Source organism: Candidatus Nealsonbacteria bacterium (assembly GCA_026016225.1).
Lineage (GTDB): Bacteria > Patescibacteriota > Minisyncoccia > Minisyncoccales > JANBVM01 > Nealson33H.
In genome coordinates this window covers 493,077-513,992 of record CP061210.1, presented here as the reverse complement: position 1 = coordinate 513,992, position 20,916 = coordinate 493,077, and the positions used below count along the sequence as shown (strand labels likewise).

The window sequence follows — 20,916 nt, the reverse complement described above, 5'->3', positions numbered from 1 at the left end:
TAACAAAACTTTAGTGTTAAAATTAAAAGTAGGAGCAAAGGTCGAAAATTAAATATTAAAAAAGAGATAGCAAAATTATGAATGGTATAAAGATAAAAAAAAGAAATCCTGCATTCGTGATAATATTTAGCATTATTACATTTGGCCTATATGCCATTTATTGGGCCGTGAAGACAAAAAACGAAATAAATAGATTAGGAGCGGATATACCAACCGCATTTTTACTCATCATACCTATAGCTAATTTTTACTTCTGGTATAAATATGCTGATGGATTCTCCACCTATGTTAAAAAAGACAATAAAGGAATATTGTGGTTCTTGCTGTATTTTTTTCTACCTCCAGTGGCTATGATAATATTTCAGGTAGAATTAAATAAGTTAGCAAGATGAAAACAATCTATCTAAAGGCCAATTAGGTAAAATAAAATTAGAAAACTAAAATTCCGGCAGCGGTTTTTCAGCCCCTCTTTAGAAAAAATAAATAAGAAAACTCTCCAAAAATTACTCAACACCCGAGGTTGATTAAAAACATTTCTGATTTTTTTAAAATTCTATTGAAAACAAAAAGTCGAAGAATTAATTGCAAAAAATGGTGTCAACTTTGATTTTTAACTAAGAATCAACCCGTAGGGGTTCGAGTCCTATTGGGGAGCAGGCTAGTGCTCGGTTCGAGAGACCGAGACGGGTTCGAGTCCTACCGCCGGACCTCAGCAGCGAAAACAGGGTTTTTAACCCTGTTTTATTTTATTTAAACAAACAAAAAAGCCCATCGCTGGGCAATTTTTTTATTTTCTGTTTAAAATGTATAATAAAGTAATTAACTTTTTTCTGTTGAGACCAGTTATAGGTAGCTATTTTTGATTATGAAATTAGCCAAGCCTTACATAATAATTCTTTTAATTGTGGTAACCCTGACAATAATCGGGATATTTTTTATTCTCTTTCAAAAATCAGCAGTAAAACTAGGTCAGGACACCAGTGTTATTTCTGAAACTCCAAAACCACCTTTTCAGCCACCGGAAGTAGTAAAAGCCATCTATGTAACAAGTTGGTCAGCAACCAAAGAAGATTACATTAATCATGTAATTGATATTGCAAAGAATACAGAAATTAACAGCGTCGTAATTGACATTAAGGATTGGTCTGGATATGTGGACTATGATACAAAAGTGCCAAAGGTGGAGAAATATAATGCAAAAAGTATCAGAATTAAAGATATTGGTTCTCTTATCCAAAGACTTCATGAAGAAGGAATTTATGTAATTGCCAGAATCACTATCTTTCAAGACCCAAGATTAGCTGAAGCTAGGCCGGATTTAGCAGTTCATAGTAAATCTAAATTAGCTTTTGCACCTCTTTCTCTATCTTCTCTCTGGCTTGATAAATCGGGATTAGCCTGGATTGATCCTGCCGCAAAAGAAAGTTGGGATTACAATATTGCTATTGCCAAAGATACTCTAAAACAAGGATTTGATGAAATAAATTTTGATTATGTTAGATTTCCTTCGGACGGCGATTTAAAAGATATGAGTTTTTCTTTTTGGAATGAAAGTATTTCAAAACATTTAATCATCAAGGAGTTTTTTAAACAGCTTCGACAAGAGCTTCCTGATGTTAAGTTATCGATTGACTTTTTTGGATTATCTACCGTTAGTTATAATGATTTGGGGGTAGGTCAAATAATTGAAGATGCTTTTGAATATTTTGATTATGTATGTCCAATGATTTATCCTTCTCACTACGCCGAGGGATTTTTAGGCTATCAAAACCCAGCCGATTATCCTTATGAAGTGGTAAAATATTCGATGGAGAGTGCTTTAAGGAGATTATCAGCCTATAACCAAATAAAAAAAAGAAACGTTCAATTACGTCCCTGGCTTCAGGATTTTAGTTTAGGAGCCATTTATGATGCTGAAATGGTAAGGTCTGAGATTAAAGCGGTTTACGATGCCACCAAAGACAATTTTAGGGGTTTTATGCTGTGGAGCTCATCAAATGTTTACACAGAAGAAGCCTTTCAACCTGTTTACTCAAAATAGTTTCTTAACTTTGTACTAATGAAGCCAACAAAAAGCCCATCGCTGGGCATCAAGAAATAGCGAGTAGCGAATGAGCAGATTAAGGAATAGCCAAAACCGGTATTTCAAAATATTCTTTGGTATTAAGCCAATAGGTTCGAACGTCGTCTGCTCCCCGGAGCAGAATAGTGCTCGGTTCGAGCGACCGAGAGGCATAAAAAATCGCCAAGAAGGCGGTTTTTATGTAAAATAAAAGAATGAAAGTCAGAGAAATACAATGCAAATCAGCGATTGGAAAGTGTGGTTTTCCCGGAGGCGGATTAGCAATAAATCCTTATGTTGGTTGTGGCCATAGTTGCGTATATTGCTATGCCCGTTTTATCAAAAGATTTACAGGCCATACTGAAGAATGGGGAACCTTTGTAGATGCACGCATAAACATTGCTGATGTCCTTAAAAAACAATTAAAGTCACCTAAATATAAAGGTGAACGAATTTTTATAGGAACCGTTACTGACCCATATCAGCCGATTGAAAAGGAATATAAGCTTACAAGGGGCATATTACAAGTTTTAATAGATTATAAGAACCCAGTAAGTATTCTTACAAAATCTGATTTGGTGCTCCGCGATATTGCTTTGTTGAAAAAAATGAAAGATGTTGATGTTAACTTTACAGTTACTACGCTTGATGAGAAATGGAAAAAGCTCATCGAACCAAATTCCTCAACAATAAGACAACGCTTAAAAGCAGTGAAAAAGCTAACTAAGGAAGGAATAACTGTTTTGGTGATGATGGGTCCATACTGGCCAGTTTTCACAAACCCCGAAGCCCTATTTAAAGAGTTTAAAAGGGTGAGGGTAAAGTATATCTTTACAGAAAGTTTTAATACTGTTGGAGGAAACTGGACTGGTGTAGAAAAAGTGCTCAAAAAAAATTATCCAAAACTCTTATCCGAAATACAAGAAACGCTTTTTAATAAAAAGAAATTTTATGAGTTCTACAATAAAGCCCAAGGCAAGATTAGGCAGTTATCAAAGGAATATAAGATTCCTGTAACTATTTATTTCGGGTTAGGACACGCTGCAAAATTCAAGTAAACAGGTTCTAACATCGTCCGCCCCTCGGAATTTTTGTAGCCCGAGCATTTAGCTCGGTTTTTTGGTATAATGGGATAATATGGCTTCAGTTAAACAAAATACAACAATAAAAGAATATCAGAGTTTCGTAAAAAAGGTATATGGCTTATCTAATGATAGATATTTTAGTTTGTGGGATATGATTAGTAATATGGAGCGTTTTATGATGAGGGGACTTAAAGGTATTAGAAAAAACAATAAAGAAAAGACAAAAATTAATTTATTAATAGCTTTTAGCTGGTTTATGTCTATAATGAATCAGCTTCATATTGATATAGAAAGTCAAATATGGAAGAGATTTCCCTATCTGTGCTCTTATTGTGGTTCGTGTCCATGTTTCTGTAAGGAAAAAAAGATAGAGAAAAGACAAAATGTCTCTGTAGATGAAAGTAAGCGACCAAGAACGCTTGAAGAATTTCAAGATATGTTTAATAAGATATATCCAGCTGAAAGACGAACCATAGAGCATGCAGGTATTCATTTGGCGGAGGAAGCAGGTGAGTTTTCAGAAGCATTATTAACTTATCGTGGAGAACATACAGATGAAGATTTTAAAACTCTTGAATTAGAAGCTGCTGATTTTTTCTCTTGTATAATGAGTGCTTTCAACTCATTAGGAATGAGTATGGCAAAAGAGCTTTCTGTAATGTTCTCTAATAATTGTCATGTGTGTAAAAACGCACCGTGTACATGCAGTTTCAAGAATATAACTGATTTTAAATCTTAACTTAAGTAAATAATATTAAAGGTTATGGATAACAAAGATTTAAAAAATTTAAGAGAAGATTTAATAGGAGAATTAGGGGCTATCAATCAATATCAAGAACATATAGACGAAATTGACAATGAAGAAGTGAAAAAGGTTTTAGGTCATATTAGAGATGACGAAAAAGAACATGTTGCTGAGTTAATAAAACTCATTAGAAAGTTAGATAAAACCCAGGAAGAGAAATTTCAAAAAGAAGAACTTTAAACCAAATAGATTCTAACATAGTCCCTTCCTCGGAGAAGTTGATTATTTAATTTGACAAAATAAATGTTAAATGTATACTTAAAATTACTTTCCTTTTTACAAAGAGAAATGTCGTACTATCTAAATCTTACGTTAAATTTTTTATCTGTGAGAGCTTAGAAGTAGGTCGGTAAGTTTAATAAATTTCTAAAAAAAGATGACAAATAAAGTTTACGTAGGAAGTCTTTCTTTTAACACAACTGAAGACACTTTAAAAGATTTGTTTTCCAAGGCTGGAACAGTAGATTCTGTTTCTATTGTGATGGATAAATTCTCTGGCAGATCAAAGGGATTTGCATTCGTGGAGATGTCTTCAGAAAAAGAAGCAAAAAAAGCGATAGAAATGTTTAATGGAAAAGAATTAGACGGAAGGAACATCATAGTGAATGAAGCCAAGCCGAGGGAAGAGAAACCTTTCAGAAAATTCTCTGGTAATCGCAAAGGATTTGATAAAAGAAGGTTTTAATATTTTTCTACAAGAGAAGTTAGATAAATACTTATAAGTTATTCACAATTGACAAGGATTCTGGTTAGCATACAATTTTCTTAGAATGGTTTTTACGGGGTTGGTCTCCCGTTGAACTTTCGCAAAATATAAGCTTCAATAATGCAATAACAGAAAATCTTTAGATTTTCTTAAAAGCATTAAGAAGTTCCTGAAAATAATGCTTCTGAGAAAATTCAAACTACAAGAAGATTACGACCCAGAAGAAGAGGAAAAGGAAGAAGAAAAGGAAGAATCAGAAAAAGAGGAAGAAGAGGAAGGAGAGGAGTGGTAAAAGAAGAATATGTAAGAGGCGCCAAATATTGGCGCCTCTTTTAATAATTAAGCATTTCTCCAGTCTAAAGTTCTAATTCCGAAAGCTCAGGATAAATCACTATCCCGAGAGTTTTTCTCTTGGGTTTTTTGATATACTGTGGATTTCCTGTGTATAAAGTTGTATTTTTATATTCAATTTGAGTATATTTTTATTATAGGTTGACTATAATATATAAAGTGAGATAAAGTGAATGTAGGTGGGGAATTGTGGATAAATATGTTAATAAGAGACTAAAACTGTGGATAATTAAATTAATATGTTTATTGGTGAATACTCATATATAATTGACCATAAAAAAAGATTATCTATACCTTCGAAGTTTCGCAAAAGTCTTGGGAAAAAGGCGGTTATTACTAGAGGATTAGATAATTGTTTAGTTGTCTATCCAATTAATGAATGGCAAAAAGTAAGTGAAAAATTAGAAAATCTACCCAGCAGTAAAATAGATGCCAGGGGATTTTCAAGAATAATACTGTCTGGAGCAGTAGATGTAAACCTCGATAAACTGGGAAGAATTTTAATCCCTGATTATTTAAAAAAATATGCTGGCTTAAAAAAAGATGTTGTTATCATAGGTCTTTCTAATAAAATAGAAATCTGGGATGAGAAAACTTGGAAGGATTACAGACAAAAAACCGAAAAAGAAATTGGAGACATGGCAGGTCGTTTAGAAGAACTTGGTATTTAACCTAAGTTATTAAAAGTAAAAAAGGTTCAGTAAAATTATGTCTAGTACAACTAAACTATTAAATATAAATCTTCTCTTTATTCTAACTATAATCTCGGGTCTGTTTGTTATGATTTATTATCTTTTTCAAGTGGGAGGCTTAAGCCAAGATATATATTTAGTTGAAGATTACAAAATAAAATTAGCAACTCTTTTAGAAAATAACAAAAGTTTAGATATTAATTTTTCAAAAATGAGTTCTTTATCGAATATTGAAAATTATCTTGCCAATAGAGATTTTGTAAAACCCACTCAGAGTCAGGTAAAATATATTCAAATTTTAGAAGGTTCAGTTGTAACTAAATAACTAAATACCACTATATGAAAAACTGGAGGATTAATATTGTTTTTCTTGCTTTTCTTATTATCTCAGCGACTATCATAGGTCGCTTAGTTTTTATTCAAATCCTTCAAGGTGGTTTCTATCGGGCTCTTTCACAAGGACTCCATAGTTCTTTTAATGAAAACCAGGGAGATAGAGGAAAGATTTTTTTAGAAGGAGGAGAATCTTTGGCTATTAATATAGATTGGCCGTTAGTTTTTGCCCACCCTAAAGAAATTGAAAATACTGAAGAAACCGCTCAAATTTTAAGTCAAATTCTTAATCTCGAAGAAAACTTTATTTTAGAAAAATTAGACAAAGATAATTCTTATTCTTTATTAAAAAGAAAGCTAAATGAGGAAGAGTTTGAAAGTTTAAAAAATTTAAATCTAAAAGGTATTTATCTGAAAAAAGAAATAGGAAGATATTATCCGAAAGAGCTTTTGGCTTCCCAGATAACTGGTTTCTTAGGAGCTGAAGGAAAAGGACAATACGGTTTGGAACAGTCGTATAATAATGTTTTGGAAGCTAAAAAAAGCCTGATAGATGAAGAAAAAGGTTCTGATTTAACATTAACCATTAATTATAACGTTCAATTCCAGGCAGAGAAAATATTACAAAAAGCAAAAGAGAATTTTAATATTGAAGGTGGACAAATTATTGTTATTGAACCTGATTCTGGAAAAATATTGGCAATGGCAGATTTATTTAATTTTAATCCCAATCATTATGAAAAATATGCTAAAGAAGGCAATCTGGAAATTTTTAAGAATAGGGCTACTCAAGACCTGTTTGAACCAGGTTCTGTTTTTAAAGCAATAACAATGGCCGCTGCCTTGGAAGAAAATAAAATTTCCCCTCAAACAACTTACATTGACGAAGGGTCTGTAAAAATTGATGGTTATCCGACTCCTATTTATAATTACGGTCAGAAAGTTCATGGAGAACAAACAATGACCAATGTTTTGGAAAAATCAATTAATACCGGGGCTGTTTTTGTTCAAAAAGAACTGGGACAAAATCTTTTTTTAAAATATGCAGAAAAGTTCGGTTTTTTTGAGCCCACCGGAATTGATGTCCAGGAAACCTATTCATTAAATGAAGAATTAAAAAAGGGCAGAGAAATAAATTTTGCTACAGCTTCCTTTGGTCAAGGAATTCAAATGACTCCAATCCAATTAGTCAGGGCTTATTGTGTTATTGCCAATGGGGGTAAATTAATAAAGCCCTATTTAGTAGAAAAAATCACAAATCCAGATGACATTGTAAAAGACTATAATTTAAAAAGTGATATAGAAACTGAAGAAGAAAAAATTATTTCCTCCAGGATAGCTTATCAATTAACCGCTATGCTGGTAAGCGTTGTTGAAAATGGTTTTGCAAAACAAGCTCAGGTTCCGGGTTATTTCATTGCCGGTAAAACGGGAACAGCCCAGGTTTCTTTCGGTGCTTTAGGAATTGAGAAAGAAGGTTACTCTGAAAAAACCATTCAAACCTTCATTGGTTTCGCTCCAGCTTTTGATCCTCAGTTTCTAATTTTAGTAAAATTAGATAACCCCGAAACAAAAACAGCTGAATATTCAACTGTACCGATATTCAAAGAATTAGCAGAATATATTATTCATCAGTATCAAATTCCACCTGATTATGAGGAATAGTTGTTGGGAATGATAGGTTGCTTTTTTTTAATTTTTTGAGTATAATATTAAAAATATAAAATTTAGTTTAATTCGTACTGCCACTGGCCCCATCGTCTAATGGTTTAGGACGTCGGGTTCTCATCCCGGTAACAGGGGTTCGACTCCCCTTGGGGCCACAGAAGATTAGCTGAAAGACTAATTTTTTAATATATTAACTTGACAAAAGCTAATAAATTTTGTATTATAAAAGCGTAAGAGTTTTGCTCTTATTAAGATCTTTTATAATATATAAAAATAATAAAAAGGAGGTGAAAAAAAATGGACGAGAAGAGAAAAGGAGAAATAGCCTGGGAGTTAACTAAAAGGGATGTCAAAAAACGGATGCATATTGGTGAGATAAGTAATATTAAGAGAGATTTGGGCAATATCAGTCAAGAAACTGGCATTCCTCTAACTGAACTTTCGGAGTTCGCAAAGATTCTAATAACAGAAGTATGCGGAGAAGAGATTAGCTCTCTGAGAAAAAAACTAAGGTAAGGTTGGAGTGTACGCTCCTTAAAAGGGTAATTATGTCTCCCTCAAAGAGGTAAGAAGTAGAACAAGAACCTTTCCTCCCTTATTTATAAATAATAATTAAATTCATTTTTTTTCTTTAAACTTTTATCTCCTTTTTTTGTTTTGAAAAAGTTCGTTTAAAGAGAGACATGTCTCTTCTTTTTATTTCTGTTTTGAGATAAAATAATATAATGGCTAAGTTTTTTTGGCACAATTTGGAAATAGAGGAAGTAGAAAGAATTTTAAGAACCAATATTGAAAAAGGTTTAAGTGAAAAAGAAGTAAAACTGTCTCTCAAAGAATTTGGTAAAAATGAACTTCCCAAAGAAAAACCTCTTTCAAGATTAAGGATATTTTTAGAACAATTTAAAAGCCCTTTAATTTATATTTTGTTGATTGCAGGAATTATTACTTTAGTTCTAAAAGAATTTACAGACGCCATTGTGATTTTTGGCGCTGTTTTTTTAAATACTGTTGTAGGATATATTCAAGAAAATAAAGCATCCAAAACCCTAAAAGAACTAAAAAAGCTAGTAAAATATACAGCCGAAGTTTTAAGGGAAGGAAATTTAAAAATTATTGATTCAAGCGAATTAGTTCCCGGCGATATTATTATCTTAAATCCAGGAGACAAGGTCCCTGCTGACGGGAGAATAATAGAAAGTCATAATCTTAAGACAAATGAAATGACTTTAACGGGAGAATGGTTATCGGCAGAAAAAAAAGCAGATGTTTTAACAAAAGAAACGCCCCTGGCTGACAGAGATAATATGGTTTATATGGGAACAATTGTTGAAGATGGAAAAGGAAAAGCAGTAGTTGTTGAAACTGGAGTTCAAACCGAAATTGGAAAAATAGCCACAATGATTAAGGAGACTCCGGAGGAAAAAACCCCTTATCAAAAAAAAATAGCAAGATTTTCAGGAGCTATCGGAATAATAATTGGAATAGTATGTTTTGGAATTTTTATTGAGGGAATAATAACAGGGGGAGAATTTATAGAAATGTTTATTATTGCAGTAGCTGTAGCTGTAGCTGCCATTCCCGAAGGACTACCTGTAGCAATGACTGTAATTTTAGCTCTTGGAATGCAGAGGATTTTGAAAAAAGGTGGATTGGTTAGAAAATTATCTTCGGCAGAGACCCTTGGAAGTACCTCTATAATTTGTACGGATAAGACAGCCACCTTAACCGAGGGAAAAATGAAAGTAAACAGGATAATAACTCCCGGTCAAATTTTGGAAAAAAAACCTAATGAAAAAGCAGAGTTCTTGACTCTTAAAATTGCTGCCTTAACTTCAGAGGCTTTTATTGAAAATCCAGAATCTCCCAGAGAAGAATGGATTTTAAGAGGAAGACCTACAGATAAAGCTCTCTTGGAAGCTGGAATTGAAGCAGGGTTTAATCAGAAAAAGGAATTTGAAAAGAAAAAAATTGCTGAACTTCCTTTCAATCCAATAAATAAATTTATTGCGACGGTATTTGAAGAAAATGAAAAACATTTTCTCTATGTTTGCGGAGCTCCAGAACGAATCTTAGAACGTTGTAATTTTTACCAATTAAAAGATGATATTCTTCCTCTTAGTCCTGAAACTCTGAAAATGTTCCAATCAGAACTAAGAAAATTAGCAAGAGCCGGATTGAGAGTGGTCGGAACAGGATACAAAAAAGTTCAAGGTTCAAAACTAACAACTCAAAAATTAGAAGACCAAATTAACAATCTATTATTTGCAGGTTTTATCACCCTAAAAGACCCTATAAGAAAAGAAGTCAAGGAAGCCATAAGAATCTGCCGCCAGGCAGGGATGAGAACAATTATTGCTACTGGTGACCATAAATTAACAGCAGAATCTGTGGCTAAAGAAATTGGTTTTAAAATAGCAAAAGAAAATATTTTAGAGGGAAAAGAATTAGATAAACTTTCCGATAAAGATTTTGAAAAGATATTAGAAAAAATCAAAATCTATGCCAGGGTTGAACCAAAACACAAAACAAGAATTATTGAAGCCTGGCAAAAAAGAGGAGAGGTGGTAGCTATGACAGGCGATGGAATAAACGACGCTCCGGCTTTAAAAAAAGCTGATATTGGGGTGGCTTTAGGTTCTGGAACCGAGGTAGCTAAAGAAACTTCTGACTTAATTTTATTAAATGATAGCTTTTCAATAATTGTTAAAGCAGTTGAAGAAGGTAGAGCAATCTTGGACAACATCAGAAAGGTTATAACTTATTTACTTTCAGATAGCTTTACAGAAGTAATCTTAATCAGTGTAAGTATTTTAGCTGGATTTCCTTTACCAATTACAGCTATCCAAATTTTATGGGTAAATTTAATTGAAGACGGATTACCAGATATTGCCTTAGCTTTTGAACCGAAAGAAAAGGATTTAATGAAAATGAAGCCTGCAGCCCATAAGATTCATCTTCTGACCCAAGAAATGAAGGTAATAATTTTTATCATCGGACTGATTACAGATTTAATACTTTTGGGATTATTCTTTTGGCTTTTCCATAAAGACCATAATATTGTTCATATTAGAACAATGATTTTCGCTTGCTTATCTATTGATTCTCTTTTTTATGTTTTTTCCTGCAAGAGTCTAAGGCGCAATCTATGGCATATTAATCCCTTTTCAAATAAACTTTTGATTGCAGCTTTAATAATTGGAGTTTTAGTGCTTGTCATGGCTATCTACCTCCCTTTATTTCAAACGCTTTTAAAAACCGTTCCTCTTAATCTTCAAGATTGGACAATCATAATATCCTTAGGGTTGATTGAAATAACTTTAATTGAAGCTACCAAATGGTATTTTATTGTTAGGCATCAAACAGAGCTCTGAAGTATTATGTCCAAACTGAAAAAAATTATTTATTCAATAGCTACTCTTTCTGGTACCACCATAGGAGTAGGTCTTTTTTCTTTACCTTATATAGCTTCAAAAGTTGGCTTTTGGGTAATGCTTGGCTATTTTTTAGTTCTGGGAATAATAGTTACCATAATTCATTCACTCTTTGGAAAACTGGCTATTGCCACTCCTGATTTTAAGAGACTGCCCGGTTTTGCAAAATTCCATTTAGGTAAGTGGGGTGAAAGAATAGCTTTTATTTGTGCGGTTTTAGGAGCATTTGGTGCAATTTTAGCTTATTTAATCGTAGGCGGTAGTTTTTTAGAAAGTTTACTTTCTCCAATCCTCAATATTGAAGGAAATGTTTTTTATACTCTGCTTTATTTTATTACAGGAGCTATTCTTATCTTCCTTGGAATTAAAATTATAGCTCAAATAGAGGTTTGGGGACTAATTCTCTTTTTTGCTGTTTTAATCATTATTTTTATTCGTGCCTATCCTATTATTAGAATAGAACAGTTTTTTCTACCCCCGGCTAATCTTGATATTTTAACTTTTTTCTTGCCCTATGGAGCAGTTCTTTTTTCACTTTGGGGAGCGGTCTTAATTCCGGAAGTGGAAGAAATGTTAGGAAAAGATAAGAATTTACTTCAAAAAATAATTCCTGTTGCTACCTTTATACCGATAATAATCTACATATTCTTTATTTATTTAGTTTTAGGGATTACAGGGCCGGAAACAACAGAATCTGCATTAACAGGATTGTCTAATTACCTGGGTGGAAGATTGGTTAATTTAACTCTTTTATTTGGTCTTTTAACAACTTTTACTTCTTTTATTACCTTGGGACTTACTTTAAAACGCGTTTTTTGGTATGATTTAAAGATAGGAAAGAATTTAGCCTGGGCACTTACTTGTTTTCCTCCCTTAATTCTCTTTCTGCTCGGTCTTAAAAGTTTTATTACGGTAATAAGTATAGCTGGGGGAGTTATGCTCGGTGTTGAAGGAATTTTAATTTTATTAATGTACCAAAAACTTGTTCTGAGAAAAACCGAAGGAAGTAAGGGTAAAAAAACATGGCTTTTAACCCTGCCCTTAATTTTAATTTTTGTTGCAGGTTTCATTTTACAAATAATTTACTTCTTAAAACAGTGAAATGGTCTGGCTTTATATTCTAATTTTTATTATCTCTTGTCTGGTTTTAATCCGCTCAGGAGTCTGGGTAGTAAAAAGTCTAACTAAAATAGCTCAATTTTTGAAATGGAAGGAATTTATAGTAGCTTCTGTTTTGATAGCCTTTTCAACTTCATTTCCAGAGATTTTTATTGGAATTACCTCAGCCCTTCATCAAAAACCTGAACTCTCATTTGGAAACATTATTGGTTCTAACATTATTGTTCTTACCTTAGTAATAACTATTGGGGTAATATTAGCAGGGGGACTAAAGTTTAAAGGAAAAATCCTACAAAAATCAAGTGTCTATGCTGGGATTTATGGACTTTTCCCTCTTCTTTTAATGTTGGATGGTAGAGTTTCCAGAGTAGATGGAATAGTTTTGCTTTTAGCCTTGAGTTTTTATTTCGATCAGCTTTTATCTGAAGAAGAAAGATTTACTAAAATTTTTTCAAATCATTTTAAAGAAGACTGGCCTTACTTTAAATTATTCTTAAAGAACCTGGCGATGTTTTGGATAGGGTCCGGTCTACTCTTAATAAGTGCTGAAGGGGTTGTTTTCTCAGCAATGAAATTAGCTGCTTCTCTTAATTTACCTCTGGTAATTATCGGTACTATTTTTGTAGCTTTAGGAACTTCTCTTCCAGAGATAGCTTTTGGAATAAGGTCAATTACTATGGGTCACAAAGAAATGATTCTTGGAAATGTAATGGGCTCTGTAATAATTAACTCTACTTTAGTATTAGGTTTGACAGCTTTAATTTCCCCTTTTGATGTTTCTGATTTTTCACCCTATCTGAGGGGGATTATCTTCACGGTAGCCACTTGTTTGTTTTTTGTCATTTTTGCCAGAACTGACCGTAGAATTACCAAAAGAGAGGCTATATTTTTGCTTGGAATTTATATCTTTTTTGTTGCCACAGAAATTTTTCTTAAATAAAGTTGACTAAAAGCCCCTCATAAATTAAGATAGAGCAATGAACGAGGTTTTTTTTATTCTCATAGGTGTTTTTGTTTTAATCGGGGCTGTATTTTTTATTTTTTTCAGAAAAAAATCAAAAATTGATGAAACCCAAAGTGAATCTATTAGAGATTTGGAAAGACGTTTGACAGATTTAATGATAAATCAAATGAAAGAAATTAGAGATACTCAAAATGGCGCTTCAAGAGTCCTTAATGAGCAAATAAGAGCATTTACTGAAGGAACAACTCAGATTCGAGAGGATTTAAAGCAAATTCAGAAAAGAGTTAAAGACGTTTCTACCTTCCAGGAGATTTTTAAATCCCCAAAATTAAAGGGACAGTGGGGAGAGGCTTCATTAGAACACATCTTAACCCAGCACTTTCCTCAAGAACTTTGGAAAAAACAATATATTTTCTCTTCGGGAGAAAAAGTGGATGCGGTCTTAAAACTTCCAAACGGCAAAATTTTGCCAATTGATTCCAAATTCTCTTCAGATAATTTTGAAAGAATGATAAGCTCTGTTTCAGAAGAGAAAAAAAATCTTTACCAACAAAGATTTCTTCGAGATTTAAAAAAAAGAATAGATGAAATTTCTTCCAAATATGTTCTTCCTTCAGAAGGAACGGTCGATTTTGCTTTAATGTATATTCCGGCTGAAGCTATTTATTATCAAATAATGTTTGATTTAAGAAAAGAAGATGCTACTAATTATGCCTGGGCAAAAAAAATTGTTTTAACCTCTCCTAATACAATTTATTTGACCTTAAGAACAATTGAACACTGGTTTAAAGATACTCAAATCTCAAGGCAAACCCAGCAAATTCTAAAACGATTGAATAGAATTAATCAAGACGCAGAAAAATTAGAAGGAAGCTTTAAAAAGCTCGGCAGCCATTTAAAACATGCTATTTCTGCCTACGATAATTCAGAAAAACGTCTTACTTTATTTTCAGGCAGAGTAGAAAAATTATTAGAAATAAAAGAAAATAAAAAGTTAGAAGGACCGAATTAATCACTATGTTTGCAATAATTAGAACAGGCGGGAAACAATATATTGTTTCCCCGGGAGACAAAATAAAAATAGAAAAGATAAACAAGGAAGAAGGTGAAAAAACAACTTTCAATGAGGTTTTGTTGTTACAAAAAGGCAAAACACTGGAAATTGGAACTCCTTTGGTTAAGAAGGCAAAGGTTGAGGCAACGATTATCAAACAGGGCAAATCCAAAAAAGTGATTGTGTTTAAATATAAGGCGAGTAAGAGGTATAAGGTTAAAAAGGGTCACAGACAACGCTTTACAGAGGTAGAAATAACTAAAATTGAAAAAGAGTAAGTATTAATAAACATAGAGATTTTAAAACAGCCTTTTGGCTGTTTTTGTAATGTCCAAATTATTTCCTTCCTTCCAATGCACTTTTTAGGGTTTCCTCGTCAGCATATTCTAACTCTCCTCCTACTGGTAATCCTCGGGCTAAACGGGTGATTTTTTTATTAAAAGGATTTAATAATCTTTCTAAATATAAAGCTGTAGCTTCCCCTTCTGAGGTTGGATTTGTGGCAATAATAATTTCTTTAATTACGAGGTCTTTTTCTATTCTTTCTTTTAGCTCTTCACTTCTTATTTTTTCAATATCTTTTTTTCTTAGAGTTGAAATTATTCCTCCCAGAATAAAATAAAGTCCCTTATATTTTTTTGTCTTTTCAATAGCTAATAAATCAGTTTCTTTCTCAATAATACAAAGTAAACTTTTATCTCTGGTAGGATTAGAACAAATATCACATAGTTTCGCTTCGGATGACTTGCCCTTCGTAGCTTCAGCGTAGGAGGGCTCAAAAGAATTAAAGCACAAATTACAAGCTTTTACGTTTTTTTTAAGACGGAATATAGTATCGATAAGTTCATCAATATCTTCTTTTTTGGATTTTAAAAGATAAAAAACAAAACGGGCAGCTGTTTTTGGCCCGACCGTTGGGAATTTGGAGAAAAGTTTAATTAATTTTTCAATAGTAGGTGGATAGTTCATTCGAATTGAGTTTATTGTTGATTTTCAATGGATTTTTCTAAACTCCTAAAAGTTACCCTTCTTTCGTCAAAATAAAGCTTAACTCTTCCAACCGGACCGTTACGGTGTTTAGCAATAATTAAATCAGCAATATTCTTTTTTGAGGTTTCCTCCTGATAACGGTTCTCTCGATAAATAAACATAACAACATCTGCATCTTGTTCAATGGTTCCTGACTGTCTTAAATCTGCTAATCTTGGAATTTGCGGAGACCGATGTTCAACAGCTCGAGATAATTGAGATACTACCAGTACCGGTACCTTAAGTTCTCTAGCTAAACCTTTCAAAGCTCTTGAATTTTCAGATACCTGCTGGACAGGGCTGGCATTTGGATTTAAGGGCTCCATTAACTGCAGATAATCTACAATAATCATTCCCAGGTCTTTCTCTGCCTGCAATCTCCGGGACATTGCCTTCATTTGTAAAACAGTGGAAGAAAAAACATCATCAACATAGATAGGAGCTTCAGATAAAATTGCTAAAGCTTGTTGGATTCTTGTAAAATCATTGTTTTGACCTTCACCAGAAAGCCTGCCCGTTCTTAATCTCCACAAATCAACTCCCGAAAGACTGGCTATTAATCTGTCAACTACCTGGTCTTTTGACATCTCTAAAGAAAATATCCCCACAGGCATCTTTTGATTAATGGCTAAATTGGCTGCAAAGTTAAGAGCTAAAGCACTCTTTCCAAGAGAAGGACGTGCAGCTAAAATTATTAAGTCAGATTTTTGGAAACCAGCTAATATATTATCTAAATCATCAAAACCGGTACTCACTCCTCTAAGACCTGATTTATGTTTGGATAAGTTATCAATTCTCTCAAAAGCTTCCTCTAAGGTATCTTTTATAAGTATAAATTCCTGGCAAAGACCTTTTTGGGCAATACTAAAAATTCTTCTTTCAGCTTTATCTAAAAGACTATTTATGTCTTCGGCCTCATTGTATCCCAAATGGGCTATTTCCTGAGAAGCACCGATTAAGTCTCTTAAAACTCTCTTATTATAAATAATCTTTGCATAATTTAAAACATGGTAGGGGGTAGGAACAAGATTTATTAATTCTGTCAAATAACTGTTTTCTCCTATTTGTTCTAATAAATTTTTTTCTTTTAATCTGTTTGAAACTGATAAAAAATCAATCGGTTCATTTTTTTCAAAAAGCTCCATGCATGTTCTATAAATTTGCTGATGAGTTTTACGATAAAAGTCTTCGGGTGACAAAAAGTCAGCCACCTTTATAATAGCTAATTTATCGAGCATTAAACAACCAAGTACACCTTGCTCAGCTTCGATTGACTGAGGAGGTAATTTCTCAGGTAAGTTAGAGATTGAAGAATTATTAACCATCAAGTATAATATAGCAAAAGACTTCCAAGTTTGGCAAGTCTTAGATTTACACTATGAAAGTTGGTTTAATCTCTTTCCATTCTTTTTCTAACCCGGGCGGAGTAAAAAGGCATATCTTAGGATTGTTTAAAGAATTTAAGAAAAAGGGGATTGAGACCAAAATTATTGTCCCAAGAAGGAAAAGCTCAGAGAACTATGGCAGAAATGTAATTTTGTTGGGAACCTCTTTTCCAATGGTTGTTGATGGAAGTCAATCAGATTTTGATATCCATTTTAATCCTATATCTATTGAGAGAACTCTCAGAAAAGAAAAATTTGATGTTTTACACTTCCATAATTGTGGACTTCCTTCAACACTACAAATATTACTCAGTCCTTCTACTTCAAACACCTTAAATATCTTAACTTTCCACAGCAGGAGTAAGCTCTTAAAAAAGTCTCCTACTCTTTTATATATTTTAAATAAAACCTGCCGATGGAAAATAGATGGAGTAATAGGAGTAGCTCCTTTAGCTTTAGATTATTTTAAAGATTTTAAGGGTCTGAAAACAGTTATACCAAATGGAATTGACCTTGATAAATTTAATACCAAAGTACCCAAAATTAAGAAATTTTGCGATGGCAAAACTAATATCTTGTTTGTTGGTAGAATCGAAGAAAGAAAAGGATTAATTTACTTGATTAAAGCGTTTGAAATCTTACAAGAAAAATTTTCAAACCTAAGATTAATTATTGTCGGCAAGGGTCCTTTAAAAAAAGAGTGTAAAGAATATGTTAAAGAGCAAGAATTAAAGAATGTTATTTTTGAAGGCGAGAAAACAAAAGAAGTTGCCTTTTATTACAGAACAGCAGATATTTTTGTCAGTCCGGCTATTTTTGGAGAAAGTTTTGGGTTGGTGCTTTTAGAAGCTATGGCTTGTGGAACACCTGTTGTAGCTTTTGCCAATAAAGGTTATGCAGGTTTTTTGAAAGGAAAATCAGGTGAAAGATTTTTGGCAAAGCCAAAAGATTACAAGGGCTTAGCTAAAAAAATCGAAGTCTTAATTAAAAATCCAAAATTAAGAAAAGAGACAGCAGAACAGGGGATTAAAGAAGCGAAAGAATACTCCTGGGACAAGGTTGTCGATAGGGTTTTAAATTTCTATGAACTTTGTCACAAGAACAAATTAAAAAAGAGAAAAATTAAAATTTCTCTTTTAGAATAAAAAATAAATTTAGGCTTTTTTAATCTTAGGTTTCTCCTTTGTATCTTCAATCAAATAACCTAATTTTTTTATCTCCTTTCTAATTTTATCAGCCCTCTTCCATTCTTTTTTCTTTCGATAGTCTTCTCTTTCTTTAACTAACTTCCTTACTTTTTGAGGAATTTTTATTTTTTTAACCTTTGTTAAATTTAAACCAAAAACCTTGTCAAAGTCTAATAAAAGAGTGTATTTTCCTTTATTAGATATTTTTTCATCTTTAACCACCTTCCACATTAAAGCTAAAGCTTTAGGAGTATTTAAATCATCATTAATAAACCCCAAGAATTTTTTCTGATAATATTTTATTTTTTTGCTTCTTGCTTCTTGCTTCTTGATATTTGATTTCATTTCTCTTATCCTCTCATGAAGATTATCTAATGCTTTCTCTGCCGCTTCTAAACTTTTCCAGGTAAAATTCATTTTCGAGCGATAATGAGCTGTTAAAAATAGGTAGCGCAAGACTAGAGGGTCAAAACCCTTATCTTTTACTTCATGAATTTCAATATAGTTCCCTAGAGATTTGCTCATCTTCTGTCCTTCAATCTCTAAAAGCCCTGCGTGAAACCAATAGTTAACAAATTTTGTTCCATTGGCTGCCTCAGATTGGGCAATTTCATTCTCATGATGAGGAAACTTTAAGTCCATCGCGCCCCCATGAATATCAATCGTCTTTCCTAAATACTTATTAGCCATCACCGAACACTCAATATGCCATCCTGGCCTGCCCTTTCCCCAGGGGCTTTTCCAATAAGGCTCTCCTTTCTTCCATCCTTTCCAAAGCGCAAAATCAGCCACATCTCCCTTTTCGTATTTATCAGTCTCTACTCTAGTTCCAGTCTTTGATTTATCTAACTTAATACCAGAAAGCTTACCATAGTCTTTAAATTTCGAAACATCATAATAAACAGATCCATCTTTTTCTACATAACCAAAGCCTTTATCAACCAAAATTTTAACCATCTTAATAATTTCTGGTATATGCCCTGTAACTGTAGGATACTCATCGGCCGGAATAACATTCAAATCTTTCAAATCTTTTAGAAAGAGGGGGGTGTAGAGGTTAGCTAACTGGCGGATAGTGATTCCTATTTCCTTGGCTTTTTTAATCATATCATCATGGACATCGGTGATATTAAGAATGTGTTTTACCTTGTATCTACTATAAAGAAATACTCTCTTTAAGATATCAAAGTTCACATAGCTTCGACCATGACCTAAATGACCCGGACCATAGACCGTGGGACCGCAGGTATACATCCCAACGCGGCCCTTTTTAATTGGCTTAAAAATTTCTTTTTTCCGAGTTAAAGTATTGTATAGTTTCAACATAGACTAAATAAATTATTATCAATTTTATTATACCAAATTATAATTTCTTTACTATTTTGACAAAATTAGAAACTCTGTTATAATTCAACATTAAAATAATATGTTTGCTCATTTAAAAAAGAATAGGTGATTGAATGAAAGAAGAGGTTGAAGTATGCCCGGAATGTGGAAATAGTAATTTCAGTTACGACCTGACAAGAGGTGAATGGTGTTGTGAATGCGGACTTATAATCAGGGATAAAGAATTAGACCAGACAGGAGGTGTAAAACGAAAATATGGAGAGCCGAAATATCCTGTAGGAGCGATAACTTATTACGGAATCCCAGGAGGCTATATAGATCATAAAAATCTTGATTTTAGAGGAAACAAAATTCCCTCACATACACAACCTGTAATAAATCGAATGAGAAAATGGCACAGTTGCCTCCTTGGTCCAGAAAAACACAGAATTAATGTAGCAATGGATAGACTTCATTCTTTATTAAGCCAGCTCAATGTTGAATGGCCCGTTAAATTAGAATCAGCAGTGATTTTATATAAAGCTTTAAAAAAACTTCCTACTCAAGGTAGAAGTTTTGAACATTTAGCTGCTGCTGTTATTTATATTGCCTATAGAGTAAAGGAAATTCCAAAAACTATTGAAGAAATTTCAGAGATAACTTCTATCAGCAAAAAAACTATTAATCGCTATTGTAAACTTTTACTCAATGTGCTTGATATAAAAATTGCACCGTTAGATCCACTAAAATATATTCCAGGAATTTCTGAAAAGCTTGCTATTTCTGGAAGAAGTCAAATTCTGGCTGGCCAGCTCTTAAAAACGGCTGAAGAAGGTGGTCTCGCCCTGGGAAAAAAACCTACTGGATTAGTAGCTGCTGCCCTATATCTCGCTTGCAAACAATATGGTGAAAAGATAACACAACGGGAATTAGCTAAGGCCGCTAACGTAACTGAAGTAACATTAAGAACCCGATATAAAGAATTTAAAAAAATTTTAGAAGCATTAAAGAGCGAATAATCAGCTCTTTTTTTTATTTAAATGAACAAGTCTGCATTTAAATATTTCTTTAAAAAGAGTGTTAGCGGTTTGATTTTTAGCTAATTCGTGATAAAATAATTCAATGAAAAAAGGAGATATTTTAGCTTCTTTAATTATTGGTTTAGCATGCGGATTTATCTTACCCCGTGTCGTCCTTTTTGCAGGAGTTTTTCCCGAGCAGGTATTAAAATATTTCCCAGTACTTCTACCTGTTTTGTCTTTACTGGGCGTCTGGATTTTAGAAACTGTTTTTAAAAAAACTTCCACTCTTGTACAATTTGGAAAATCGTTTTTGGTTGGAATATTAAATAGTTCCATTGATATGGGAGTGTTTGATTGCTTAACATGGTTTTTTTCCGTTGCTTCTGGCTGGCTGCCTGTTCTGTTTAAAATTGTATCTTTTGCCTGTGGAGCAGTAAATTCATATTTTTGGAATAAGTTCTGGACCTTTCAAAAAAAGGATACCCAAAATAAAGTTAAAGAGGCAGTGCAGTTTTTCCTTGTAACGTCTGGAGGACTTTTAATCCATACCATAATTATTTATATTGTAATAAATATTATTGGTGTAAGATTCGGAGTAAGTGAGCGGATGTGGGCAAGTATTGGAAATATGACTGCTGTTTTTATTGGTTTTGTCTGGAATTTTTTAGGCTATAAATTCATAGTATTTAAGAAATAA

The 20,916-nt window shown here is 33.0% G+C and carries 20 protein-coding genes, 1 tRNA gene and 1 pseudogene; 19 read left to right on the top strand and 3 right to left on the bottom strand.

The window, feature by feature from the left end; translation table 11 throughout:
* Positions 1–77: 77 nt before the first annotated feature.
* The 16 genes and pseudogenes from IB617_02740 to rplU all read left to right on the top strand — a co-directional run bounded on the left by IB617_02740 (position 78) and on the right by rplU (position 14,548).
* A complete protein-coding gene (locus tag IB617_02740) occupies positions 78–392 on the top strand; it encodes a DUF4234 domain-containing protein (protein UZE93051.1) in 315 nt (104 codons plus the stop codon).
* A 473-nt stretch (positions 393–865) separates the two neighbouring features.
* A complete protein-coding gene (locus tag IB617_02735) occupies positions 866–2,041 on the top strand; it encodes a hypothetical protein (protein UZE93050.1) in 1,176 nt (391 codons plus the stop codon).
* Positions 2,042–2,277: 236 nt separating this feature from the next.
* Positions 2,278–3,120 (top strand): radical SAM protein, encoded by an 843-nt coding sequence (locus IB617_02730; protein ID UZE93049.1) that lies wholly within the window; start codon positions 2,278–2,280, stop codon positions 3,118–3,120.
* Positions 3,121–3,199: 79 nt separating this feature from the next.
* Complete coding sequence (locus tag IB617_02725; GenBank protein ID UZE93048.1) at positions 3,200–3,886, top strand: MazG-like family protein; 687 nt, start codon at positions 3,200–3,202, stop codon at positions 3,884–3,886.
* Between the two features lie 24 nt (positions 3,887–3,910).
* Positions 3,911–4,182 (top strand): annotated as a pseudogene (locus tag IB617_02720) (hypothetical protein).
* Between the two features lie 146 nt (positions 4,183–4,328).
* Positions 4,329–4,637: an RNA-binding protein gene (locus tag IB617_02715; GenBank protein UZE93047.1), complete on the top strand. Its 309-nt coding sequence runs from the start codon at positions 4,329–4,331 to the stop codon at positions 4,635–4,637.
* Positions 4,638–5,248: 611 nt separating this feature from the next.
* Complete coding sequence (gene mraZ, locus IB617_02710; GenBank protein UZE93046.1) at positions 5,249–5,680, top strand: division/cell wall cluster transcriptional repressor MraZ; 432 nt, start codon at positions 5,249–5,251, stop codon at positions 5,678–5,680.
* 109 nt (positions 5,681–5,789) lie between these two features.
* Positions 5,790–6,026 carry a hypothetical protein gene (locus IB617_02705; protein UZE93045.1) on the top strand — a complete coding sequence of 79 codons (237 nt, stop codon included), beginning with the start codon at positions 5,790–5,792 and terminating at the stop codon, positions 6,024–6,026.
* Positions 6,027–6,040: 14 nt separating this feature from the next.
* On the top strand, positions 6,041–7,699 hold the full coding sequence (locus tag IB617_02700; protein ID UZE93044.1) for a penicillin-binding protein 2: 1,659 nt from the start codon (positions 6,041–6,043) through the stop codon (positions 7,697–7,699).
* Positions 7,700–7,784: 85 nt separating this feature from the next.
* Positions 7,785–7,857: transfer RNA gene (locus IB617_02695), tRNA-Glu, on the top strand.
* Between the two features lie 142 nt (positions 7,858–7,999).
* On the top strand, positions 8,000–8,218 hold the full coding sequence (locus tag IB617_02690; GenBank protein ID UZE93043.1) for a hypothetical protein: 219 nt from the start codon (positions 8,000–8,002) through the stop codon (positions 8,216–8,218).
* 209 nt (positions 8,219–8,427) lie between these two features.
* A complete protein-coding gene (locus tag IB617_02685; protein ID UZE93042.1) occupies positions 8,428–11,073 on the top strand; it encodes an HAD-IC family P-type ATPase in 2,646 nt (881 codons plus the stop codon).
* 6 nt (positions 11,074–11,079) lie between these two features.
* Entirely contained in the window at positions 11,080–12,234 is a 1,155-nt protein-coding gene (locus IB617_02680) for a hypothetical protein (protein ID UZE93041.1), read from the top strand.
* 1 nt (position 12,235) lies between these two features.
* The gene (locus IB617_02675) at positions 12,236–13,192 is read left to right on the top strand and encodes a sodium:calcium antiporter (protein ID UZE93040.1); all 957 of its coding nucleotides are present in this window, start codon (positions 12,236–12,238) and stop codon (positions 13,190–13,192) included.
* Positions 13,193–13,229: 37 nt separating this feature from the next.
* A complete protein-coding gene (locus tag IB617_02670; GenBank protein UZE93039.1) occupies positions 13,230–14,228 on the top strand; it encodes a DNA recombination protein RmuC in 999 nt (332 codons plus the stop codon).
* 5 nt (positions 14,229–14,233) lie between these two features.
* The gene (gene rplU / locus IB617_02665) at positions 14,234–14,548 is read left to right on the top strand and encodes a 50S ribosomal protein L21 (protein UZE93038.1); all 315 of its coding nucleotides are present in this window, start codon (positions 14,234–14,236) and stop codon (positions 14,546–14,548) included.
* Between the two features lie 58 nt (positions 14,549–14,606).
* Here the strand turns inward: rplU and recR are convergent, their stop codons facing one another.
* Both recR and dnaB read right to left on the bottom strand, forming a co-directional pair.
* A complete protein-coding gene (recR, locus tag IB617_02660) occupies positions 14,607–15,239 on the bottom strand; it encodes a recombination protein RecR (GenBank protein ID UZE93037.1) in 633 nt (210 codons plus the stop codon).
* Between the two features lie 11 nt (positions 15,240–15,250).
* Complete coding sequence (gene dnaB, locus IB617_02655; GenBank protein UZE93036.1) at positions 15,251–16,624, bottom strand: replicative DNA helicase; 1,374 nt, start codon at positions 16,622–16,624, stop codon at positions 15,251–15,253.
* A gap of 53 nt (positions 16,625–16,677) precedes the next feature.
* Here dnaB and IB617_02650 point away from each other — a divergent pair, with 53 nt between their 5' ends.
* Positions 16,678–17,829, top strand: a complete 1,152-nt coding sequence (locus IB617_02650; GenBank protein ID UZE93035.1) for a glycosyltransferase family 4 protein — start codon at positions 16,678–16,680, stop codon at positions 17,827–17,829.
* A 9-nt stretch (positions 17,830–17,838) separates the two neighbouring features.
* Here the strand turns inward: IB617_02650 and IB617_02645 are convergent, their stop codons facing one another.
* The gene (locus IB617_02645) at positions 17,839–19,197 is read right to left on the bottom strand and encodes a cysteine--tRNA ligase (GenBank protein UZE93034.1); all 1,359 of its coding nucleotides are present in this window, start codon (positions 19,195–19,197) and stop codon (positions 17,839–17,841) included.
* Between the two features lie 134 nt (positions 19,198–19,331).
* On the opposite strand from IB617_02645, the gene IB617_02640 reads away from it, so the two are divergent.
* Together IB617_02640 and IB617_02635 are read left to right on the top strand one after the other, a co-directional pair.
* Positions 19,332–20,216, top strand: coding sequence for a hypothetical protein (locus IB617_02640; protein ID UZE93033.1), 885 nt, complete (start codon positions 19,332–19,334; stop codon positions 20,214–20,216).
* A gap of 103 nt (positions 20,217–20,319) precedes the next feature.
* Positions 20,320–20,916, top strand: a complete 597-nt coding sequence (locus IB617_02635; GenBank protein ID UZE93032.1) for a GtrA family protein — start codon at positions 20,320–20,322, stop codon at positions 20,914–20,916.